We start from the raw sequence: 18,718 nt of genomic DNA, 5'->3' as shown, positions 1-18,718 counted from the left end.
CGCTGAACCACTGGCCACGAGCCGAACGGGACGACCTTGACCACACAGACCGCGGACCACACCGACATCCGCGCCACCAACCTGGCCGCAGTGCTGGGCTACCTGCGCCGCCAGGCGCCCTGCTCGCGGGCCGCGATCGCGACCGGAACCGGGCTGAACAAGGCGACCGTGACCAGCATCGTCGGCGACCTGCTCGACCACCGGCTGGTCCGCGAGACCCAGCAGACGCAGAACCACGTCGGCCGGCCCGCGACCCTGCTCGTCCTGGACGGCTCGGCGTACGCCGCGATCGGGCTCGAGGTGAGCGCGCGGGGCCTGACCGCCCTCGCGTGCGACACCGCCGGCGAGCAGGTACTGCGCTGGCACCGAGCCGGACCGGGTGTCGACGCGGGGCCTGCGAAGACGGTCGCCGCGGTGGCAGCGCTCGCCCGGCGCGCGATCACGACCGTGCAGTCGTCGGGTCGGCGGGTGCTCGGGATCACCGTCGGCGTACCGGGTCTGGTCAACCGGGACGGATCCGTCGTACTGGCCGCCGGTCTGGGGTGGCGGGACGTGCCGGTGCAGGCTGATCTCACCGCGGCGCTGGGGCGACCGGACATTCCGGTGACCGTCGACAACGACGCGTCGCTCGCCGTACTGGCCGAGCATCTCTACGGCCCGCTGGCCGGCGCGGAGAACCTCATCCAGCTCAGCGGGGACACCGGGGTCGGCGCGGGCGTCATCGTCGACGGCCGCCCGCTCAGAGGGCACCGCGGGTACGTCGGCGAGATCGGTCATCTTCGCCTGGTTCCGGACGGGCCGCTGTGCGGGTGCGGACGCCGCGGGTGCCTGGAGGCGCTCGCGAGCCTGCCGTCGATCCTGTCGCGGATCGACGGACCGGCCGACCCCGATCCGCAGATCCAGCTCGAGCACCTCATCCGCCGCGCCGACGCAGGCGAGGCGGCGGTCACCAAGGTGCTCGCCGAGACCGGCACCCACCTCGGCCACGGCATCGCTGCGCTGGTCAACATCCTGAACCCGGGACACGTCGTGCTCGGCGGCGCCTACGCGCTGCTGGCCCCGCACCTCTCCCCCGCGATCACCAAGGCGATGGACGAGTCCGCCATCGCCCCCGAAGCCGGCGGCTGCACGATCGTCGCGTCGACGTTCCCGCACACCGCCACTCCCCTGGGCGCCACCGCCCAGGCCCTGGCCTCCCTGACCACCGGCCACCTGCCCAGCACTGTGTGACCCAGCAGTTTGTGAACGGGGGAAAGCGTTACCCAGGTCTTGACCTGTCCTGCCGGGGATGCAACCCTCTGATCACTCCGTCGTAGTACGGCCGTCACGGGCCGAGACGGATTTTTTCGCCCAGACCGTCGAAGCGCTTCGATCGATCAGCACCGGGGAGCGCTCGAAGCGCTTCGACGCACAGCCGCAGTGGAGTCGATGGCCGATGAGCACTCCCGCCCTGAATCCACCGTTCCGTGATCCCGCACGGCCGGTGCGGGAACGACTCGACGACCTGCTCGGCCGGCTGACCGGCGCCGAGAAGCTCGCCCTGCTGCACCAGCACCAGGCGCCGGTGCACCGCCTCGGCCTGGACTCCTTCCGGACCGGCACCGAGGCGCTGCACGGCGTCGCCTGGCTCGGCCCGGCGACCGTCTTCCCGCAGGCCGTCGGCCTCGCCACCACCTGGAACCCGGACCTGGTCCGGGCGATCGGGTCCGCGGTCGGCGACGAGGTCCGGGTCTTCCACCAGAAGGACCCGGCCGCGGTCGGCCTGAACGTGTGGGCACCGGTCGTCAACCCGCTCCGCGACCCGCGCTGGGGCCGCAACGAGGAGGGGTACGCCGAGGATCCCTGGCTGACCGGGATCATCGCGACCGCGTACGGCCACGGTCTGGCCGGCGACCACCCGACGTACCTCAAGACCGCGCCGACCCTCAAGCATTTCCTTGCCTACAACAACGAGACCGACCGCTGCACGACCTCGAGCAACCTGCCGCCGCGGGTGCTGCACGACTACGAGCTGCCCGCGTTCCGCGCCCCGATCGAAGCCAGTGCGGCCGTTGCGGTGATGCCGTCGTACAACCTGGTGAACGGGCGGCCCGCACATCTCAGCCCGTTGATCAACGACTCGCTCCGGGAGTGGAACGACGACGACCTGCTCGTGGTGAGCGACGCGTACGCGCCCGCGAACCTCTTCGGGCTGCAGCAGTTCCACCCCGACGGCCCGACCGCGTACGCCGCCGCGCTCAAGGCCGGTGTGGACAGCTTCACACAGGACGACACGAACACCGGGCCGTCGATCGAGCGACTCACCGAAGCCCTCGACCGCGGCCTGATCACGATGGCCGACGTCGACACCGCGGTCCGGCACGCGCTCGCGATCCGGTTCCGGCTCGGTGAGTTCGACCCGGCCGACCTCGATCCGTACCGCTCGCTCGAACCTGACCTCGTCAACTGCCCCGCCCACCGGACGCTGGCGCACGAGGCCGCCCGGCAGTCGATCGTGCTGCTCAAGCACGAGTGCCAAGTGCTGCCGCTCAGCGCCTCCACGATCAAGCGCCTCGCCGTGATCGGACCGCTGGCCAACACAGTCTCGGCCGACTGGTACGCCGGGACGCTGCCGTACCAGGTCACCGCTCTGGACGGACTCGTCGAGCGGCTCGGCGCCGACCGGGTCGAGTACTGCGAGGGCGTCGACCGGATCGCGCTCCGCGTCGCGGGCTCGTCGTCGTACCTCACGATTGGCGCGGACGGCGTACTGCGGGTGGACGAGGACGAGCACAAGTGGTTCGACCTGTTCGACTGGGGCGGTGACGCGTGCGCACTGCGGTCGGTGCGGAACGGGCAGCACCTGACCGTGACCGACGACGGCTCGCTGGTGGCCGACCAGCCTGGGCCGAACGGCTGGGAAGTGAAGCAGACCTTCCGGCTGGTCGAGAGCGGTGACACGATCCGGCTCCTGCATCTGAACAGCGGCCGTTACGTCCAGGTCGACGACACCGTCGGTCTCGGTGACTCCGGGACCGACTTCGAGCTGGAGGTGCTGGTCGACGGCGCGGCCGAGGCGGCCGAGGTCGCTGCGCGCGCCGATGTCGCGATCGTTGTTGCCGGCAATCACCCGATGGTGAACGGCCGCGAGACCGAGGACCGCGCCGATCTCGACCTGCCGAAGGCTCAGGACCGGCTGATCCGTTCGGTCCACGCGGTGAATTCGCGGACCGTGCTGGTGATGACGAGCAGCTACCCGTTCGCCGTCGGCTGGGCGCAGCAGAACCTGCCCGCGCTGCTGTGGTCAGCGCACGGCGGACAGGAGTACGGCCGCGCGTTGGCCGACGTACTCTTCGGCGACGCGGACCCGGCCGGCCGGCTGACGCAGACCTGGTACCACTCGGCCGCCGATCTGCCGGATCTGCTCGACTACGACATCATCGCGACGGACGCGACGTACCTGTACTTCCGCGGGATGCCGCTGTACCCGTTCGGCCACGGCCTCAGCTACACGACCTTCGCGTACGGCGACCTGCGCCTGAGCTCGGCGTCGATCCCGGCGGACGGCGAAGTCCGCGTCACGTTCACGGTGACGAACACCGGCGACCGGCCCGGGAGTGAGATCGCTCAGCTCTACACGCATCAGCAGCTGTCGCGCGTCAAGCAACCGTTGCGGCAGCTGCGCGGCTTCCGGCGACTGACATTGCTGCCCGGTGAGAGCACCGAGGTCGAGCTGACGATCGCCGCGGCCGACCTCGGCTTCTGGGACGTGACCCGGGATCGCCGGTGTGTCGAGACAGCCAGGCACAGCATCATGGTCGGCCGCTCCAGCACCGACACCCGGCTCGCGGCGACGCTCGACGTACAAGGCGAACGCATCCCGGCGCGCTCGCTCGACCACCTCGCCGCGGCCAGCTTCGACGAGTACTCCGCCATCACGTTGACGACCGCCACGCCCGAGCGCGGTGACGCGGTCGTCTCGCTCGATGCCGGTGCTTGGCTCGCGTACGACGACATCGAGTTGAGCCCCACGCCGTACCAAGCGTCGGTCGCCAACCGAGGAACCGCACAAGCCACGATCGAGTTGCGCTTGGACGACCCGCTGCGTGGCGAGCTCCTCGACTCGTTGCAGGTGCCGCCTGGGCGCGAACTCACCTGGGCATCCGGCCGGCTGGCCGCAACCGGCGTGCACACGCTCTACGTCGTCTTCTCGGCGCCGGAGGTCGTCTTCGAGCTGCTCCGCCAGTCCAAGTAGGACACCAGGGCTGCGTCGGCGCGGAGGCGGGCCAGGCTGCGTTCGTGCAGCTCGGCGTTGCGGCGGTTGAGCTCGGCGCCGACGCGTTCGGGGCGGCCGTCCGGCGAGGAGTGCATCTCCTCGAGGGCGGCCTGGATGATCGTCATCGAGAAGTTGCCCTCGCGCAGCAGTCGGACGAGGTGGGCGTCCCGGGCGGCGGCGACGTCGTACCTGCGGTAGCCGGTGGTGCGTTCGCGGACCGGGCTGACAAGGCCGGAGCGCTCCCAGAAGCGCAGTGCGGAGGTGCGGACGCCGAGCAGGTCCGCTAGCTGGCCGATCCGCAGTGGCGCGTCCTGGCGGGAGATCTGCTCGAGCGCGGCCGCCATCCGCGGGTCGGCGTCGAGGGGGTGCGTGACGACGACCTCGAAGGCGCGCAGGGCCTGCTGGATGCGCTCGCGTTCGCGGTCCAGCTGGGCGTGCGCGTGGTCGACGCAGGCCACCGCAGTTTGCAGGTCACCACGATGTACGGCGGCCAGGATCGTCACCGCGGTGTCCCAGCCGTACGCGCGGACCAGCACGCGGGCCGCGGCCAGCGCGCGCCGGTGCGACTCGTCGAACTCCCGGTAGCCGGCCGCCGTACGGGTTGCCGTCGGCAACAACCCGGCCCGCTCGTAGTTGCGCACCTGCTGGACCGAGATCCCGGCCTCCCGGGCCAGCACGACCCCGCGCACAGACCTTGACCCGCCACTTGAGGGTTCTCGCACTCGACCTCCTCGACCGGTCGCGGCAAACAGTCAAACCGTACTTCAACGATAAACTTTAAGCATGGATACCGTGGTGGTGGACGACCTGTCGATGACCTACCGCGTCCCGGTGCGCGACGGCGGGCTGCGCGCCGCAGCGCGTGCACTGGTACGGCGGGAGTACCGCGACGTCCACGCGGTCCGGGACCTCAGCTTCCGGATCCCGGCCGGCCAGGTCGTCGGCTTCCTCGGCCGCAACGGCGCCGGGAAGACGACCACGCTCAAGATCCTGGCCGGCATCCTGCACCCGACCGGCGGCCGCGTCCGGGTGCTCGGGGAGATCCCGTGGCGGCGGCACAACCACTACCTCCGCGAGATCGCGCTGATCCGGGGCAGCCAGCCGATCGGGGACGCGCCGGAGCTCACGGTGCTGGACTCCTTCCGCTACCAGCAGGTGCTCTACGAGGTCACCGATGCACAGTTCAGGCGAAATCTGGCCGAGCTCAGCGAGCTCCTCGACCTCGACGGGATCCTGCAACGCCAGGTTCGCGCCCTGAGCCTGGGCGAACGGATGCGGGCCGGTCTCGCCCTCGCGCTGGTCTACCGTCCGAAGGTCCTGTTCCTCGACGAGCCCACGATCGGGCTGGACGTCTCGGCGGCCAAGACCATCCGGACCTTCGTCGCCGAGTACTCCGCCCGCACCGGCGCCACCGTGCTGCTCACCAGCCACGCGATGGCCGACGTGGAATCGCTGTGTCCACGGTTGATCCTGGTCGACGACGGCGCGCTCGCGTTCGACGGGCGACGTGACGAGCTCAGCTCGGCGTTCGCCCCGGCCAAGCTGATCCGGGTCGCCGTGACCGATGACGATCCGGACCTGACGCCGTACGGCGATGTGTTGCAACGCGACGGCAATCAGTGGCTGTTGCGGGTCGGCCGGGATGCGGTGCCGGCGACGACGGCCCGGTTGCTGTCCAGGTTCGCGGTGGCCGACTTGTCGGTCGAGGAGCCGTCGTTGGAGAACGTGATGGATCAGGCCTACCAGCGGCTGCGCCGTACCAAGGACATTGCCTCGTGAGCCGGATCGTCCGGCTGCTGCGGCTCGAGATCTGGCGTCAGGTGATCGGTTGGTCGGGAGCCTGGTGGTTCCTCGTCACGTTGATCCTCGGACAGGCGGTGGCGCCGCTGCTGGGGTTGTTCGTCTGGCAGCACGTGCCCGGAGCAGGTGCTGACGTCGGCAGCTACTACCTGGCCGTCATCTGCGTGGCCTTGCTGACCGCCTCGTTCGAGAACCACACGTTCGCCCAGGCGATCTACAGCGGTGACGTCTCCGCGGCGCTGCTGCGGCCGCAGCCTGTCGTGATCGGTCCGCTCGGCGAGAATCTGGCCATCCGGCTCTGGATGTTCCTGCTCGGGATCCCGCTGCTCGTCCTGGTCGGGTTCACGATGGGCGTGAGCTTTGCGCCGCTCGCCCTGCTGGCCGCATTACCCGCCGTCGTCCTCGCGGCGATCCTGCATTTCTTGTTCGTGTGGACGCTGGCGATGGCCGCGTTCTGGACCGAGCGAGTGCACGCTGTGGTCGCCTTCGGCGCCGTACTGATCTTCCTGCTCGGGGGGACCGCGGCGCCGAACGCGCTGCTTCCCGAGCCGTTGCGGACGATCGCCCAACTCCTGCCATTCCGGTCGATGCTCGGCTTCCCGGCTGAACTCGCGGCCGGCACGCTGACACTCGCCGACGCGGCCGCGGGGTATGCGATCGCGGTCGTCTGGACGGTCGCGTTGGGCGGCTGCGCCGTCGGTGCCTGGCGTCTCGGCATCCGTCGCTACACGACCGTGGGGGCCTGATGAGAGTCGCGCGCCTGTTCGGTACGGCGTTCTCCCTGTCGCTGCGACGTGCGCTGGCCTATCGGACCAACCTGTTCTTCGACGCGCTCCTGGCCCTTGTCGACCTGACCGCGTCGATCGCCACGATCGGCATCGTCTTCACCCAGACCGGTCTGCTCGCCGGTTGGTCCGCTGGTCAGATGCTGGCCCTCACCGGCACGTACGCGCTCATCACCGGCCTCCGCGCGGCCTTCCTCGACCCGAGCCTCGCGGACTTCGCACAACAGATCCGGGACGGTCGGCTCGACACGTATCTGCTCCGTCCGGCGACGAGCGTCGTACTGGCGACATGCACTCGGCATGCACCGCTCGCACTCGTGCAGAGCTTCCTCGGAGTCGGCGTGATCATCCTCGGACTGCGTGCGCTCGGCAGTGTCCCGTCGCCGCTTGCAGTGGCCGGATGGGCCTTTCTCACCCTGATCGGACTGCTGATCGGGTGGGCCACTTTGGTCGGTCTTGCGTCGCTGGCGTTCTGGGCGCCGCGACTCAGCCTCGGTGTCCTGCACGGCGCCGCTTGGGAGACGGGCCGCTACCCGGTCGACATCTACGGCCAGTGGCTCCGGCGGCTGTTGACGTTCGCCTTCCCCGTTGCCGCCGTGACCACTTGGCCCGCGCAGACCCTCACCCGAGGACCTGACCCCGCGATGTTGACTCTGGCCGTCGTACTCGGGGGTGGCTTCATGGTCGCCACCATGCTGCTGTGGCGACTAGGAGTACGGCGCTACACCGGAGCCACCTCGTAGGCTCAGCAGAGCTTGACGGTGTAGCCCTTGTCGGACTCGATCTGTCCGTTCCGCAGCCGGAGCTCGACCGTTGCATCGGGCAACTTGGCTAACGCCGTCTGGCCTTCGGTAGGCGCGAACCAGCGGAGCTCGACGTCGTTGGACCAGTCGTACTCGGGCCGGTCGTCCAACGTGCCGACCGGAAGGACCGCGCCCTCGCGGACCAGGACCGGCAGCGTGTCGAAGCCGTGGATCTCGTGGACCCACCGAGGACCGGTGAGCTTCTCGCCGCTGAGCAGGTCCGTCCAGGTGCCCTCCGGAAGGTAGAACGACACCTCGCCGGTGAAGCTCATCACCGGCGCGACCAGGATCGACGGGCCAAGCATGTACTGGCGGTCCAGGTAGGCGACCGCCGGGTCGTCGGGGAACTCCAGGATCATCGGCCGCATCATCGGGACACCGTCGCGGTGCGCCTCCTCCGCGGCCGTCACCAGGTACGGCATCAGCGACAGCTTCAGCTTGGTGAACTTCCGCAGCACGTCGACCGCCTCGTCGTCGAACGCCCACGGCACCCGGTACGACGACGAGCCGTGCAGCCGCGAGTGCGACGACAGCAATCCGAATGGCACCCAGCGCTTGAAGATCGCCGGATCCGGCGTGCCCTCGAACCCGCCGATGTCGTGACTCCAGTACCCGAACCCGGACGTGGCCAGTGACAACCCGCCGCGCAGCGACTCCGCCATCGCCTCGAACGTCGACTCGCAGTCGCCACCCCAGTGCACCGGGAACTGCTGCCCACCCGCGGTCGCCGAACGCGCGAACAAGACCGCCTCGCCCGCACCCCTGTTCTCCTCCAGCAGGCCGAAGACCGCCTCGTTGTAGAGGTGCGGGTAGTAGTTGTGCATGCGGTCCGGGTCGGAGCCGTCGTACCAGGCGACGTCGGTCGGGATGCGTTCGCCGAAGTCGGTCTTGAAGCAGTCGACGCCCAGGTCGATCAGCGCCTGCAGCTTCGAGCGGAACCAGGCGGTCGCGTCCGGGTTCGTGAAGTCGACGATCGCCATCCCGGCCTGCCACATGTCCCACTGCCAGACCGAGCCGTCCGGCCGCTTGAGCAGGTAGCCGAGGCGACGGCCTTCCTCGAACAGGACCGAGCGCTGCGCGATGTACGGGTTGATCCACAGGCTGATCCGCAGGCCGCGGTCCTTCAGCCGGCGCAGCATGCCGGCCGGGTCCGGGAACGCGACCGGGTCCCAGACGAAGTCGCACCAGTGGAACTGCCGCATCCAGAAGCAGTCGAAGTGGAACACGCTCAGCGGCAGGTCCCGCTCGGCCATTCCGTCGACGAACGCGCTGGTCGTCTCCTCGCTGTAGTCGGTGGTGAACGACGTCGACAGCCACAGGCCCATCGACCAGGCCGGAACGCGGGCCGGCCGTCCGGTGAGGGCGGTGTAGCGGCGAAGCACGTCCTTCGGGGTCGGGCCGGCGAAGACATAGTACGACAGCTCCTGGCCCTCGACGCTGAACTGGTTGCGTGACGTGACCTCGGAGCCGAGCTCGAACGAGACGTTGGCCGGGGTGTCGACGAAAACGCCGTACCCCTTGCTGCTCAGGTAGAACGGGACGTTCTTGTACGCCTGCTCACTGGACGTGCCGCCGTCGGCGTTCCAGGTGTCGACGACCTGGCCGTTCTTCACCAGTGGACCGAAGCGCTCGCCGAGTCCATAGACCGTCTCGCCGACCCCCAGTGCGAGCTGCTCGTGCAGGTAGGTCCGGCCGGCGGCGTCGGTGATCAGGCCGATGCTGCGCGGGCCCGAGTTCGTCAGCGGACGCCCGTCCTGCTCGAACCCGACGTCCCACGGCCCGTCCAGCCCGACGACCACGCTCAGCTCACCCGAGGTCAACCGCGCCTCGGTGGGACCGGCCTCGACCTTCACCGGATGCTCGTCGTCGGTGTTCAGCCGGTACGACGGACGCGCCGGCAGCCCACCGAGATGGTGCGCGATCCGGACGCCGATGACGCCGCGCGCGGGCGCGGTGAAGGTGATGGTGAAGACCGGCTGGTTGAGGGTGTCGCCGCGCCGCTCGATCCGCTTGGCCGGCGCGAACACGGTCAGCTCCCGCTCCCCCGTCTGCACGCTCTCGACCTCGGCCGGCCGCAGCCGCGTCAGTCCCTCCCGCAGCTGCCAAAACCCGTCACTGAACTTCACCGCGGTTGCCTCTCACTCGTCGAAGCGCTTCGACGAAGCCTACCCGAGCACGATCCGAATCAGCCCCCGGATCTCAGGCCTCGGGCTAGCCGCTCTCCGCGGTGTGCCGGCCCTCCGCGGCCGTCTTGATCGTCGTGAGCGTCTCCTGGAGCATCCGCTCGACGTCCGGCCCACCGGCATGGTCGGTGTGCAGCCGGACCGTCAATCGCGAGGTAAGGTCCGCGACGAAATCGACCTCCAGTTCCCCGCGGTAGTGGTGCGCCCCCGGAACGCCCCACTGCAGCTTTCGCCCGTGCTGGACGACCTTCAGCCACGCCCGCTCGTTGACCGCGCCCGCGCCTTCCGGATGGACGTCGACGTCGACCTGCTCGACGCCGGACTCCCCGGGTTCCGGGTATTGGTACGGCTCGCTCGGCGGCGGGCCGATGTGCAGCAGGTGCGCCTGGTCGATCTGCGGTAGGTACTCCGGCAACCGCTTGACGTCGCTCAGGTAGTCGAACAGGACGTTCCAGGCGACGTCCACCGTTCTCGACGCCTCGTAGTCAGCCATATCACCTTGGTACCGCGCTGTTCAGTGGATGGAAACCCCATGGAGGCGATGGGTGCCGCGGGTGAGGATGGGCGGGTGGAGCTCTCGATTGTGCTTGGGTTCGTGGTCGCGGCGCTCGTGGTGAGTGTGGTGCCGGGGCCGGACATGTTGTTCATCGCCGCCAACGCGGCAGCAGGCGGGCGGCGGGCCGGGGTGGTCGCGGCGACCGGGGTGTCGACCGGGCTGGTCGTGCACACGGTGGCGGCCGCCCTCGGGCTGGGGGCCTTGATCCAGGCGGCGCCGCAGGTGCTGAACGGCGTCCGGATCGCGGGCGCGGCGTTCCTGCTCTACCTCGCCTACTTGACCTGGCGGGCGAGCCGCCGGCCCGTCGGCGAGGCCGACGAGACGCTCGAGCTGCCGAAGCGGACGCTGCGCCGGACCTACCTGATGGCGACGCTGACGAACGTCGCCAATCCGAAGGTGATCCTGTTCTACCTGGCCTTCGTCCCGCAGTTCATCACCACCGGTCCGGCCAGCTGGCCCGCGACCCTGCAGATCCTCGTCCTCGGCGCGCTCCTGATCGTCGTCGGCTTCTGCGTCGACGCGTCCGTCGGCCTGCTCGCCGGCAGCCTCACCAACACCCTCCTGCGGGCCGGCGGCACCGTCCGCCGCCGCCTGGAACGCATCTGCGCCGGCATCTTCGCCGCCCTCGCCGCCCGCCTGGCCACCGACATCCACTGACATCCGGGGACCGGCGGTCTGGTGCTGGTGGGGGGTGTGGGGTCAAGCTGGAGGGGAGCATCGACTGAGGAGGCGGTTCGATGAAGGCGACGGCTGGTGACACAGTGATCGTCGAGGGCACGCACGTGATGGCCCACCGGCGGCAGGGTGAGATCGTCGAGGTCCACGACCCGAACGGCGCCCCGCCGTACCTGGTGCACTGGACCGACACCGACACCGAGTCACTTTTCTTCCCCGGTCCGGACGCGCACATCATCCACGCCGAGTGAGCTGCCGCAACGTCCGGTGCCACGGGTTGGCGCGTAGCTGCGGGTTGAGCAGCGCGGCGGCGACGCAGTACTTGCTGACCTGGATCGGCCGGACCTGAAGCTCGCGGAGCACCAGGTCGGCCGCTCCCGCCCGCCCTGCCGTCTTGCTCTCCACCAGCACGGTGTCCGGCAGCACGTCGACCACCGCGTCCCGGTCGAAGAACCGCAGGTCGATGTCACACGTCATCCGGGCATGCTCGACCCGGTCGACCAAGGTGCTGCGCCGGTACGTCGTCGTCAGCGCGGGCTGCAGCCGGTCGATGACCCCGACGCCGTACGCCGTCCGGAGCTGCTCGGCGAGGAACTCCCGGGCCGGGCCGGTGAGCCGGGCCCGGTCCTCGAGCGGGTACGGCATCCGCGACTTCACCGTCTCGGAGCGGTTGCCCTTCAGCTTCACCTCGAAGCTGCACTCGCCGCTGTCCAGGTAGGACCGGGTCCGCACCTTGTACCGGTACCGCCGCCGCTGCACGTGCTGCCGGTACAGCCCGTGTGACGGGGTGTCGAAGTACACGGACTCGTAGCGGAAGGTCCGCTGCCCGTCGATCTCCAGTACGGCGAACCGGTGCCGCAACCGGGTCACCAGCTCGACGAACGTCGCGATCGGCACCAGGTACTTGCGGTCCACGCGGGTCTGCAACGCCGCCTCCGCGAGCACCTCGTCGAGCGTGATCGGCGCCAACTGGGCCAGCGCACCGGTCATCGCAGCGTGCGTCCGCCGCGTCACGATGCGAACCGCTCGAACCGCCGTACGGCGTCCACCGTGTGCGGAGCGGTGGCGCGGACCCGGTACCGGACGTCGACGACCGTGGTGTCGGTGACCAGGTCCAGGTCGAGGACGACGAAGTGCCGGATGTCCGCCCGCAGCAGCCGCTCCAGCGCCGGGCCGACGTCGCGGACGTCCGGGTAGGCCTGGTCGAGGACGACCTTCTGGCGCCGGGAGCGCAGCGTGAGGCGCGGGTGGTCGACGACGTACATCAGGCCGACGAGCAGGAAGCTCAGCGCCGGCGCGAGCCAGAACGGGCCGGGATGCAGGCCGTTGATCAGGCCCATCGCGAGCGAGATGAAGTAGTAGGCAACCTCCTCCTGGGTGATCGAGTCCGACCGGAGCCGGATGATCGACAGGATGCCGAACAACCCCAGGCCGAGACCCATCCCGGCCCCGCTGCCGGCCAGCATCGCGGTGACCGCGAGGATGCCGACGTTGAGGGCGACGTACGCGAGCAGCAGGTCGCGCCGGTGGTACCGGCGAAAGTAGGTGCCGTAAGCAAGCAGACCGATGGCGAGCAGATCGACGGGTATCGCAACTGCCAGACCGGACATGGTGACCTCCAGGTGAACACTAGGTTGACTTCACCTTTCCGGCCGGTGGTGAGACATCCCTGAGCCCCGGATGAGAGAGCTCTCACGGAAGCAGGCGGTAGCCCATTCCGCGGATGGTCTGGATGCGGTCGGAGCCGAGTTTGCGGCGGAGGTAGCGGATGTAGACGTCGACGACGTTGGAGCCGGGGTCGAAGTCGAAGCCCCAGACCTGGGACAGCAACTGCTCGCGGGACAGCACCTGGTCGGGGTGCCGGCAGAAGACCTCCGCGAGGAGGAACTCGCGGGCGGTCAGGTCGACCGTCTCGCCGTCGACGACGGCCCGCCGGGTGCGCAGGTCCAGGCTGAGGTCGCCGACCTGCAGGATGCTGGCGTCCGGCGTCCCCTCGCTGCGCAGCCGCAGGCGGACGCGGGCCAGCAACTCCTCGAACGCGAACGGCTTGGCGATGTAGTCGTCCGCGCCGCCCTCCAGCCCGGCGACCGTGTCGCGCACGCTGTCCCGCGCGGTCAGGATCACCACCGGCATCGTCACCCTTGCCTCACGCAACCGTCGCAGCACGGTGAACCCGTCCACCCGCGGCAGCCCGATGTCCAGGATCAGCAGGTCGTAGGCCCCACTCGCCCCTTCCTGGTACGCCGTCTCGCCGTCGGCGACAACCGTGGTCACGAAGCCGTTGCTGCGCAGGCCGCGTTCGACGAACGAGGCGATCCGCTCCTCGTCCTCGGCGATCAGGATCCGGTTCATCGCGGCAACTCCTCACTCGGCGGCAGGGTCAGCTCGAAACGGGCGCCCGGCCCGGGGGCGAGCCGGACCTCACCGCCATGGGCCTGTGCGATCGAGCGTACGATCGCCAGCCCCAGTCCGGCACCCTCGGTACGGCGCTGGTCGTTGCCCCGGGCAAATCTCTCGAAGATGCGCTCGCGGTCCGCCGGCGGCACTCCAGGACCGGTGTCGGCGACCCACAGCAGGGCGCTGCCGTCGGCGTCGAGATGCGAGCCGACCTCGATCCGGTCGCCGGTCGCCGTGTGGCGGACCGCGTTGGACACCAGCTGCATCAGGGCCTGCGTCAGTCGCTGGCCGTCGGCAACGATCGTCGCGTCGGCGGTCGCGGCCACTCGCCAGGAGCGGTCGGCCAGCGGTCGCGCCTTCGCGACGACCTCGACGACGAGCTCCGTCAGGTTGACTTCGCCGTACTCGAGGAAGTCGGGGCGCTCGCTCTTCGCCAGCACGAGCAGGTCGTCGACCATCCGGTTCATCCGGGCCAGCTCGTCCAGCACGAGCGCCTTGGTGTCGTCGCGGTCGCGCGGGTCGTCGCCCATCAGCTCCAGGTGGCCGCGGATCACCGTGATCGGTGTCCGCAGCTCGTGCCCGGCGTTGTCGACGAACTCCCGCTGGGCCGTGAACGCGTCCTCCAACCGGTCGAGCATCGTGTTGAACGTGGTCGCCAGTTGGGCGACGTCGTCGTTGCCGACGACCTCGATCCGGCGGCGCAGGTCGGTGTCACTGATCCGCTCGGCGGTGGTGCGCAGTTGCCGGATGGGCGCGAGCACCCGGCCGGTGACGAGCCAGCAGGCGCCGGCCGCCAGGACCAGCGTGATCGCGCCGATCGTGACGAGCGCGCGGGCCGCGTCCATCGACGGTTTGGCGATCACGTCGCGGAACTCGAGCATGACCAGTTGCGCGCGGAGCGGCTGCGATCCGATCTGCACCGGGATCACGCCGTACCGGACCCGTCCGGCCGGGCTGTCGACCCAGCCGTACGACGGTTGGGTCGTGCCGGCGAGCCGCCGTACGAAGGCCGCGTCGGTGTCGAGGCGGGCGGGTGGGGTGCCCTGGCTGCGGTGGTACTCGCGGCCGTCGACGATCGTGAAGAACGCCTCGGAGTCGTCCGGCAGGTTGCTCTGCAGCCAGCGGTCCAGCAACGCTTCGGGCTGGGCGAAGGACGCGGCGGCCTGGGACTTCGCGAAGGCGCGGAACTTGTTGGCCTCGTGGGTGAGCTCGTCGTCCGCGGCGGCGTCGGCGCGGGTCGCGAGGACCTGCCAGGTGAGGAAGACGAGCGCGGACAGTGCGAGCGCGAGCACACCGAACATCCAGCCGATGATCCGCACCCGGGCGCTGACCACCGGCCGAAGCCGGCCATCACCCATCGTCGTCGTCCGGGTCGTCCACCAGGTCGTCGTCATCGTCGTCCCCGGCACTCCGCGCCGGCCCCGGCGACACCGGCTCGGCCCCCGTGGTCCCACCCACCGTCGGCTTGGCCGTAGGTGTCGGTCTGACCGTCGGCGTTGGGGTCGGTGTGCTCGGGTCTGTGGTCGGCTTTGTGGTCGACGACACCGGCACCACAACCGTCTCCCCCAGCTCCGGCGACGACCGCTCCGCCAAGTACCGAGGCAGCACGAACCCGGCCACCACCAGCACACCGGCGACAACCCCGTACACCACCCGTGGAGACCGCATCCTCACACCCTGCGGCCCCACTCCGAGACCCACATGAGCCGAAGATTACAGATCTCTCATCTTCGCGAAGGCCGGCGACGCCGGAATCCGGTTGCCCGTTCGGCCGGTGGACGCCAGAATCGCCGGATTGTCACCGGCGTCGGCCGGACTGTCGGGATCGGCGCCGGCATCGCCCGCTCGCTCGCCGCCTCCGGGTGGGACGTCGCCTTCACCTACTGGACGGCGTACGACGAGCGGATGCAATGGGGCGTGGAATCGGGCGCAACGCACGAGATCACGGAGCAGTTGGCGGACGCCGGCGCGCAGGCCCTGCCGATCGAGGCTGATCTGGTGGATCCGGCGGCACCGGAGCGGATCTTCGACGAGGCCGAGCGGCTCGGCACTGTGACCGCGCTGGTGATGTGTCACTGTGAGTCGGTCGGCTCGAGCATCCTGGACACGACCGTCGAGAGCTTCGACCGGCATTTCGCGGTGAACGCGCGGGCGACCTGGTTGCTGATCCGCGAGTTCGGCCGCCGGTTCGCCGGCGCGCCCGGGACGGGCCGGATCATCGCGCTCACCAGCGACCACACCGTCCACAACCTCCCGTACGGCGCGAGCAAGGCCGCGCTGGACAGGATCACGCTGGCCGCCGCGCACGAGCTCGCCCACCTCGGCATCAGCGCGAACGTCGTCAATCCCGGACCGGTCGACACCGGCTGGATGACCGAACGAGATCCGGGCGAGCGGGATCAAGCAGACCCCGCTCGGCCGCCTCGGCACTCCGAAGGACACCGCGAACCTGATCGACTTCCTCTGCTCGGAGCGTGGCCAGTGGATCAACGGCCAACTGCTCCTCAGCAACGGCGGCTTCGCGTAGCCCACCTCACCACGACACCGGCATGTCTTCCTCGACATCCCTCGGAACCAGAAACCGTCGCGGGCGGGTGACAGTGCGTGAGATTCTAGGAGGCGGTGCGGCGGGTGGTGGGGGCTGGGTCGGTGAAGAGGGCGCGTTCGGCGTGGTCGAGGGCTCGGCGTACGGCGCCGATGACTACGGCGCGGGCGCCTAGGGTCGAGGCGGCGAGGCGGGGTGGTGAGTCGACCAGGGTGGTCAGGTGGGTCTCGAGGCCGGGGACCAGTAGGTCGCCCGCATCGGCCACGGCGCCGCCGACCACGATCAGTTCGGGGTTGAGCATGGTGTGCAGGAGGGCCAGCACGCGGGCGATGCGGGTGACCACTCGATCGACGACCTCCAGCGCTACGGCGTCACCGGTACGCGCGGCCTCGAAGACCAGTTGAGCCGTCACCGCCGCCGGGTCGCCACCGGCCGCCGCGTACAGCGCAGAACGACCGACCTTCGACCGCGGACCGCGCGCGGAGGCAACGACTTCAGCGCCGAACTCGCGAGCCAGGAAGCCGATACCGTCGGTGTTGCCGACCCCCTCGACCATGCTGAGTGCCTTGAGCTCACCGGCGCCGCCGGCCGACCCACGGATCAGGTTGCCCCCCAGGAACAGACCGGCACCGAGACGTTCACCGGCGAGCAGTTCGATCACGTCGTCGACGCCCGCCGCGGCGCCGTGCCAGCGCTCACCGAGGACGGCCAGATTCGCGTCGTTCTCCACCAGCACCGGGCAGCCGAAGCCTTCCCCGACCGCCTGATCGAGCTCGACCTCCCCCAGACCGGGCAGGTACTCCGTGTCCGCACTCGCGATGATGTGACCGTCCGGACCGACCGGCCCCGGCACCGCCAGAGCCATGGCAAGCACTCCGGCCGCGGACACCTCGGCCGAGTCGAGCGCCGACGCCATCGCCTGGCGCGCTTCCCGGATCCGGTCGTCCGCGCCGAGGTCGTGGGCGAAGCCACGGGTGTCCTCGGCAACGATGTCGCCGCGCAGATCGGTCACCACCGCGGTCGCCTTGTTCTGGCCCATGTCGATCCCGACCACGTAGCCGGCCCGGGCGTTGAACTGGTACTGCCGCGCGCGCCGGCCGGGACTGGACGGGTCGCCGCTGCGGCGCGACTCGATCTCGTCGATCCAGCCCATCTCGATCAGGTGGTCGCACACCGTGTGCACGGTCGGCCGCGACAACCCGGTGACCTCCATCAGCTCGGTCCCGGTCGCCGGACCACCGGTCCGCAGTACGTCGAGCACCGCGGCGGCGTTCATCCGCCGCAACAGCGGTGATGTCGCGGTCTTCTCCAGCTTGTTCACGCTGCCCCCTTGACGGCCTACGGACACCGCGAAAGACTAGCGCAAGATCAATAATAAAACCCTCTAATCAATCCCCTCACGCTCGTCTACTCCTGAAAGGAGCAGGCCGATGAAACGTGCCCTGGCCGCGTCTGCGCTCACCGTCCTGGCCGTCACCCTCGCCGCCTGTGGCACCGGCGGAGGCGGTGCGTCCGCCACCACCGCGGACCAACTGCCGCCCGGGCAACAGGTCTCCGGCGAGATCACCTTCTGGCACTCCTACAGCGCCGGCGGAACCGAGGTGAAGCAGCTCGAGAAGACCGTGATCCCCGCGTTCGAGAAGGCGCATCCAGGCACCAAGGTGAAGGCGGTGACGGTGCAGTACGACCAGATGCACCAGAAGCTGGTCACCGCGGCGGCCGGCAGCAGCCTGCCGGACGTGATCCGCTCCGACATCATCTGGGTCCCGGAGCTGGCCAAACTCGGTGTCCTGGTGCCGCTGAGTGACGCCATGCCGGACTTCAAGGACCTCGCCGACAAGACCTTCGACGGCCCGCTGGCCACCAACCTCTACAAGGGCAAGTACTACGGCCTGCCGCTCGACACCAACACGAAGGTGATGCTCTACAACCAGCAGGCGTTGCAGGGCGCCGGTCTGACCGCGCCGAAGACGTTCGACGACCTGAAGGCGGACGGGCCCAAACTGGCTGCCCAGGGCAAGTACCTGCTGGCCGAGGGCGACACCGGGGGCTGGAACGTGCTGCCCTACATCTGGTCCAACGGCGGCGAGATGACCGACAAGGACGTCACCAAGGCGACCGGCTACCTCAACGGCCCGAAGTCGGTCGAGGCCATCCAGATGCTCGCCGACCTCTACAAGCAGAAGGCGATCCCGAAGCTGATCCTCGGCGGCGGTGGCGGCACACCGACGGCCGAAGGCCTCGCCAAGGGCACCTACGCGACCATCGTCGACGGGCCCTGGACCTACCCGCCGATCCAGAAGCAGTTCCCGAACTTCAAGCTGGAGGCCGCTCCCCTGCCGTCCGGCAGCGCGGGCAGCATCAACGTGGTCGGCGGCGAGGACATCGTGATCACCAGCGCGTCGAAGAACAAGGCGCTGGCCGCGGAGTTCACCCGGTTCATGCTGGGCGAGGAAGCGCAGACGATGATGGCCCAGACCGGCCAGCTCTCGGTGCTCAAGTCGTTGTCGTCAAAGATGGTCGAGATCGAGCCGTACTACGCCCCGTTCCTGACTGCCCTCGAGACCGCGCGGCCGCGGCCGCCGACACCGGCCTGGGCCAAGATCGACGACATCCTGCGCAAGCAGGTGCAGCTCGCGATCCGGGGCGACGTACCGGTGCAGAAGGCGCTCGACGACGCGGTGCAGCAGATCGATCCGCTGCTCGCCCGGGGCTGACG

At 69.5% G+C, this 18,718-nt stretch carries 17 protein-coding genes and 1 pseudogene; 9 read left to right on the top strand and 9 right to left on the bottom strand.

Annotation, left to right across the window (positions count from 1 at the left end; genetic code table 11):
* Positions 1-36: 36 nt before the first annotated feature.
* The gene (locus ACIBGM_RS00405) at positions 37-1,230 is read left to right on the top strand and encodes an ROK family protein (RefSeq protein ID WP_396383988.1); all 1,194 of its coding nucleotides are present in this window, start codon (positions 37-39) and stop codon (positions 1,228-1,230) included.
* 205 nt (positions 1,231-1,435) lie between these two features.
* Positions 1,436-4,234, top strand: a complete 2,799-nt coding sequence (locus tag ACIBGM_RS00400; protein ID WP_396383987.1) for a glycoside hydrolase family 3 C-terminal domain-containing protein — start codon at positions 1,436-1,438, stop codon at positions 4,232-4,234.
* On the opposite strand, the gene ACIBGM_RS00395 is transcribed toward ACIBGM_RS00400, so the two are convergent.
* A complete protein-coding gene (locus ACIBGM_RS00395) occupies positions 4,177-4,944 on the bottom strand; it encodes a MerR family DNA-binding transcriptional regulator (RefSeq protein ID WP_360528596.1) in 768 nt (255 codons plus the stop codon). The genes ACIBGM_RS00400 and ACIBGM_RS00395 overlap by 58 nt on opposite strands.
* A gap of 94 nt (positions 4,945-5,038) precedes the next feature.
* Here ACIBGM_RS00395 and ACIBGM_RS00390 point away from each other — a divergent pair, with 94 nt between their 5' ends.
* The 3 genes from ACIBGM_RS00390 to ACIBGM_RS00380 are packed head-to-tail and all read left to right on the top strand — an operon-like array spanning position 5,039 to position 7,583.
* A complete protein-coding gene (locus ACIBGM_RS00390; protein WP_396383986.1) occupies positions 5,039-6,034 on the top strand; it encodes an ATP-binding cassette domain-containing protein in 996 nt (331 codons plus the stop codon).
* Positions 6,031-6,801 (top strand): ABC-2 family transporter protein, encoded by a 771-nt coding sequence (locus tag ACIBGM_RS00385; protein ID WP_396383985.1) that lies wholly within the window; start codon positions 6,031-6,033, stop codon positions 6,799-6,801. Before ACIBGM_RS00390 ends, ACIBGM_RS00385 begins: the two co-directional genes overlap by 4 nt.
* Positions 6,801-7,583 carry an ABC transporter permease gene (locus tag ACIBGM_RS00380; protein WP_396383984.1) on the top strand — a complete coding sequence of 261 codons (783 nt, stop codon included), beginning with the start codon at positions 6,801-6,803 and terminating at the stop codon, positions 7,581-7,583. Before ACIBGM_RS00385 ends, ACIBGM_RS00380 begins: the two co-directional genes overlap by 1 nt.
* Positions 7,584-7,585: 2 nt before the next feature.
* Here the strand turns inward: ACIBGM_RS00380 and yicI are convergent, their stop codons facing one another.
* Together yicI and ACIBGM_RS00370 are read right to left on the bottom strand one after the other, a co-directional pair.
* The gene (gene yicI / locus ACIBGM_RS00375) at positions 7,586-9,769 is read right to left on the bottom strand and encodes an alpha-xylosidase (protein WP_396383983.1); all 2,184 of its coding nucleotides are present in this window, start codon (positions 9,767-9,769) and stop codon (positions 7,586-7,588) included.
* A gap of 85 nt (positions 9,770-9,854) precedes the next feature.
* Positions 9,855-10,319, bottom strand: a complete 465-nt coding sequence (locus tag ACIBGM_RS00370) for an SRPBCC family protein (RefSeq protein WP_360528610.1) — start codon at positions 10,317-10,319, stop codon at positions 9,855-9,857.
* Between the two features lie 75 nt (positions 10,320-10,394).
* Between ACIBGM_RS00370 and ACIBGM_RS00365 the strand changes: the two genes are divergently transcribed.
* Together ACIBGM_RS00365 and ACIBGM_RS00360 are read left to right on the top strand one after the other, a co-directional pair.
* The gene (locus ACIBGM_RS00365) at positions 10,395-11,039 is read left to right on the top strand and encodes a LysE family translocator (RefSeq protein ID WP_396383982.1); all 645 of its coding nucleotides are present in this window, start codon (positions 10,395-10,397) and stop codon (positions 11,037-11,039) included.
* An 80-nt stretch (positions 11,040-11,119) separates the two neighbouring features.
* Positions 11,120-11,308 carry a DUF1918 domain-containing protein gene (locus tag ACIBGM_RS00360; protein ID WP_360528616.1) on the top strand — a complete coding sequence of 63 codons (189 nt, stop codon included), beginning with the start codon at positions 11,120-11,122 and terminating at the stop codon, positions 11,306-11,308.
* On the opposite strand, the gene ACIBGM_RS00355 is transcribed toward ACIBGM_RS00360, so the two are convergent.
* From ACIBGM_RS00355 to ACIBGM_RS00335, 5 genes are all read right to left on the bottom strand, one after another.
* Entirely contained in the window at positions 11,292-12,071 is a 780-nt protein-coding gene (locus tag ACIBGM_RS00355; protein ID WP_396383981.1) for a polyphosphate polymerase domain-containing protein, read from the bottom strand. The genes ACIBGM_RS00360 and ACIBGM_RS00355 overlap by 17 nt on opposite strands.
* Positions 12,068-12,667 carry a DUF4956 domain-containing protein gene (locus tag ACIBGM_RS00350; RefSeq protein ID WP_360528622.1) on the bottom strand — a complete coding sequence of 200 codons (600 nt, stop codon included), beginning with the start codon at positions 12,665-12,667 and terminating at the stop codon, positions 12,068-12,070. Before ACIBGM_RS00350 ends, ACIBGM_RS00355 begins: the two co-directional genes overlap by 4 nt.
* A gap of 82 nt (positions 12,668-12,749) precedes the next feature.
* Positions 12,750-13,409 carry a response regulator transcription factor gene (locus ACIBGM_RS00345; RefSeq protein WP_360528625.1) on the bottom strand — a complete coding sequence of 220 codons (660 nt, stop codon included), beginning with the start codon at positions 13,407-13,409 and terminating at the stop codon, positions 12,750-12,752.
* Positions 13,406-14,848 carry an ATP-binding protein gene (locus ACIBGM_RS00340; protein ID WP_360528629.1) on the bottom strand — a complete coding sequence of 481 codons (1,443 nt, stop codon included), beginning with the start codon at positions 14,846-14,848 and terminating at the stop codon, positions 13,406-13,408. Before ACIBGM_RS00340 ends, ACIBGM_RS00345 begins: the two co-directional genes overlap by 4 nt.
* Positions 14,805-15,122 (bottom strand): hypothetical protein, encoded by a 318-nt coding sequence (locus ACIBGM_RS00335; RefSeq protein ID WP_360528632.1) that lies wholly within the window; start codon positions 15,120-15,122, stop codon positions 14,805-14,807. Before ACIBGM_RS00335 ends, ACIBGM_RS00340 begins: the two co-directional genes overlap by 44 nt.
* Before the next feature lie 33 nt (positions 15,123-15,155).
* On the opposite strand from ACIBGM_RS00335, the pseudogene ACIBGM_RS00330 reads away from it, so the two are divergent.
* A pseudogene (locus tag ACIBGM_RS00330) lies at positions 15,156-15,981 on the top strand (SDR family oxidoreductase).
* Positions 15,982-16,066: 85 nt separating this feature from the next.
* On the opposite strand, the gene ACIBGM_RS00325 reads toward ACIBGM_RS00330, so the two are convergent.
* Positions 16,067-17,320: an ROK family transcriptional regulator gene (locus ACIBGM_RS00325; protein ID WP_396383980.1), complete on the bottom strand. Its 1,254-nt coding sequence runs from the start codon at positions 17,318-17,320 to the stop codon at positions 16,067-16,069.
* A gap of 109 nt (positions 17,321-17,429) precedes the next feature.
* Between ACIBGM_RS00325 and ACIBGM_RS00320 the strand changes: the two genes are divergently transcribed.
* Positions 17,430-18,716 carry an extracellular solute-binding protein gene (locus ACIBGM_RS00320; RefSeq protein WP_396383979.1) on the top strand — a complete coding sequence of 429 codons (1,287 nt, stop codon included), beginning with the start codon at positions 17,430-17,432 and terminating at the stop codon, positions 18,714-18,716.
* Positions 18,717-18,718 lie beyond the last annotated feature (2 nt).

It is taken from the genome of Kribbella sp. NPDC050470, assembly GCF_044458365.1.
In the GTDB taxonomy this organism is placed as follows: Bacteria; Actinomycetota; Actinomycetes; order Propionibacteriales; family Kribbellaceae; genus Kribbella.
This window is presented reverse-complemented; position numbering and strand designations above follow the sequence as displayed.

What these genes read in the sequence shown, in the direction of transcription:
- ACIBGM_RS00400 (WP_396383987.1), top strand. Translation starts at nt 1,436, where the DNA reads ATGAGCACTCCCGCCCTGAATCCACCGTTCCGTGATCCCGCACGGCCG.
- ACIBGM_RS00390 (WP_396383986.1), top strand. Translation starts at nt 5,039, where the DNA reads ATGGATACCGTGGTGGTGGACGACCTGTCGATGACCTACCGCGTCCCG.
- ACIBGM_RS00380 (WP_396383984.1), top strand. Translation starts at nt 6,801, where the DNA reads ATGAGAGTCGCGCGCCTGTTCGGTACGGCGTTCTCCCTGTCGCTGCGA.
- ACIBGM_RS00370 (WP_360528610.1), bottom strand. Translation starts at nt 10,319, where the DNA reads ATGGCTGACTACGAGGCGTCGAGAACGGTGGACGTCGCCTGGAACGTC.
- ACIBGM_RS00360 (WP_360528616.1), top strand. Translation starts at nt 11,120, where the DNA reads ATGAAGGCGACGGCTGGTGACACAGTGATCGTCGAGGGCACGCACGTG.
- ACIBGM_RS00350 (WP_360528622.1), bottom strand. Translation starts at nt 12,667, where the DNA reads ATGTCCGGTCTGGCAGTTGCGATACCCGTCGATCTGCTCGCCATCGGT.
- ACIBGM_RS00345 (WP_360528625.1), bottom strand. Translation starts at nt 13,409, where the DNA reads ATGAACCGGATCCTGATCGCCGAGGACGAGGAGCGGATCGCCTCGTTC.
- ACIBGM_RS00340 (WP_360528629.1), bottom strand. Translation starts at nt 14,848, where the DNA reads ATGACGACGACCTGGTGGACGACCCGGACGACGACGATGGGTGATGGC.
- ACIBGM_RS00335 (WP_360528632.1), bottom strand. Translation starts at nt 15,122, where the DNA reads ATGCGGTCTCCACGGGTGGTGTACGGGGTTGTCGCCGGTGTGCTGGTG.
- ACIBGM_RS00320 (WP_396383979.1), top strand. Translation starts at nt 17,430, where the DNA reads ATGAAACGTGCCCTGGCCGCGTCTGCGCTCACCGTCCTGGCCGTCACC.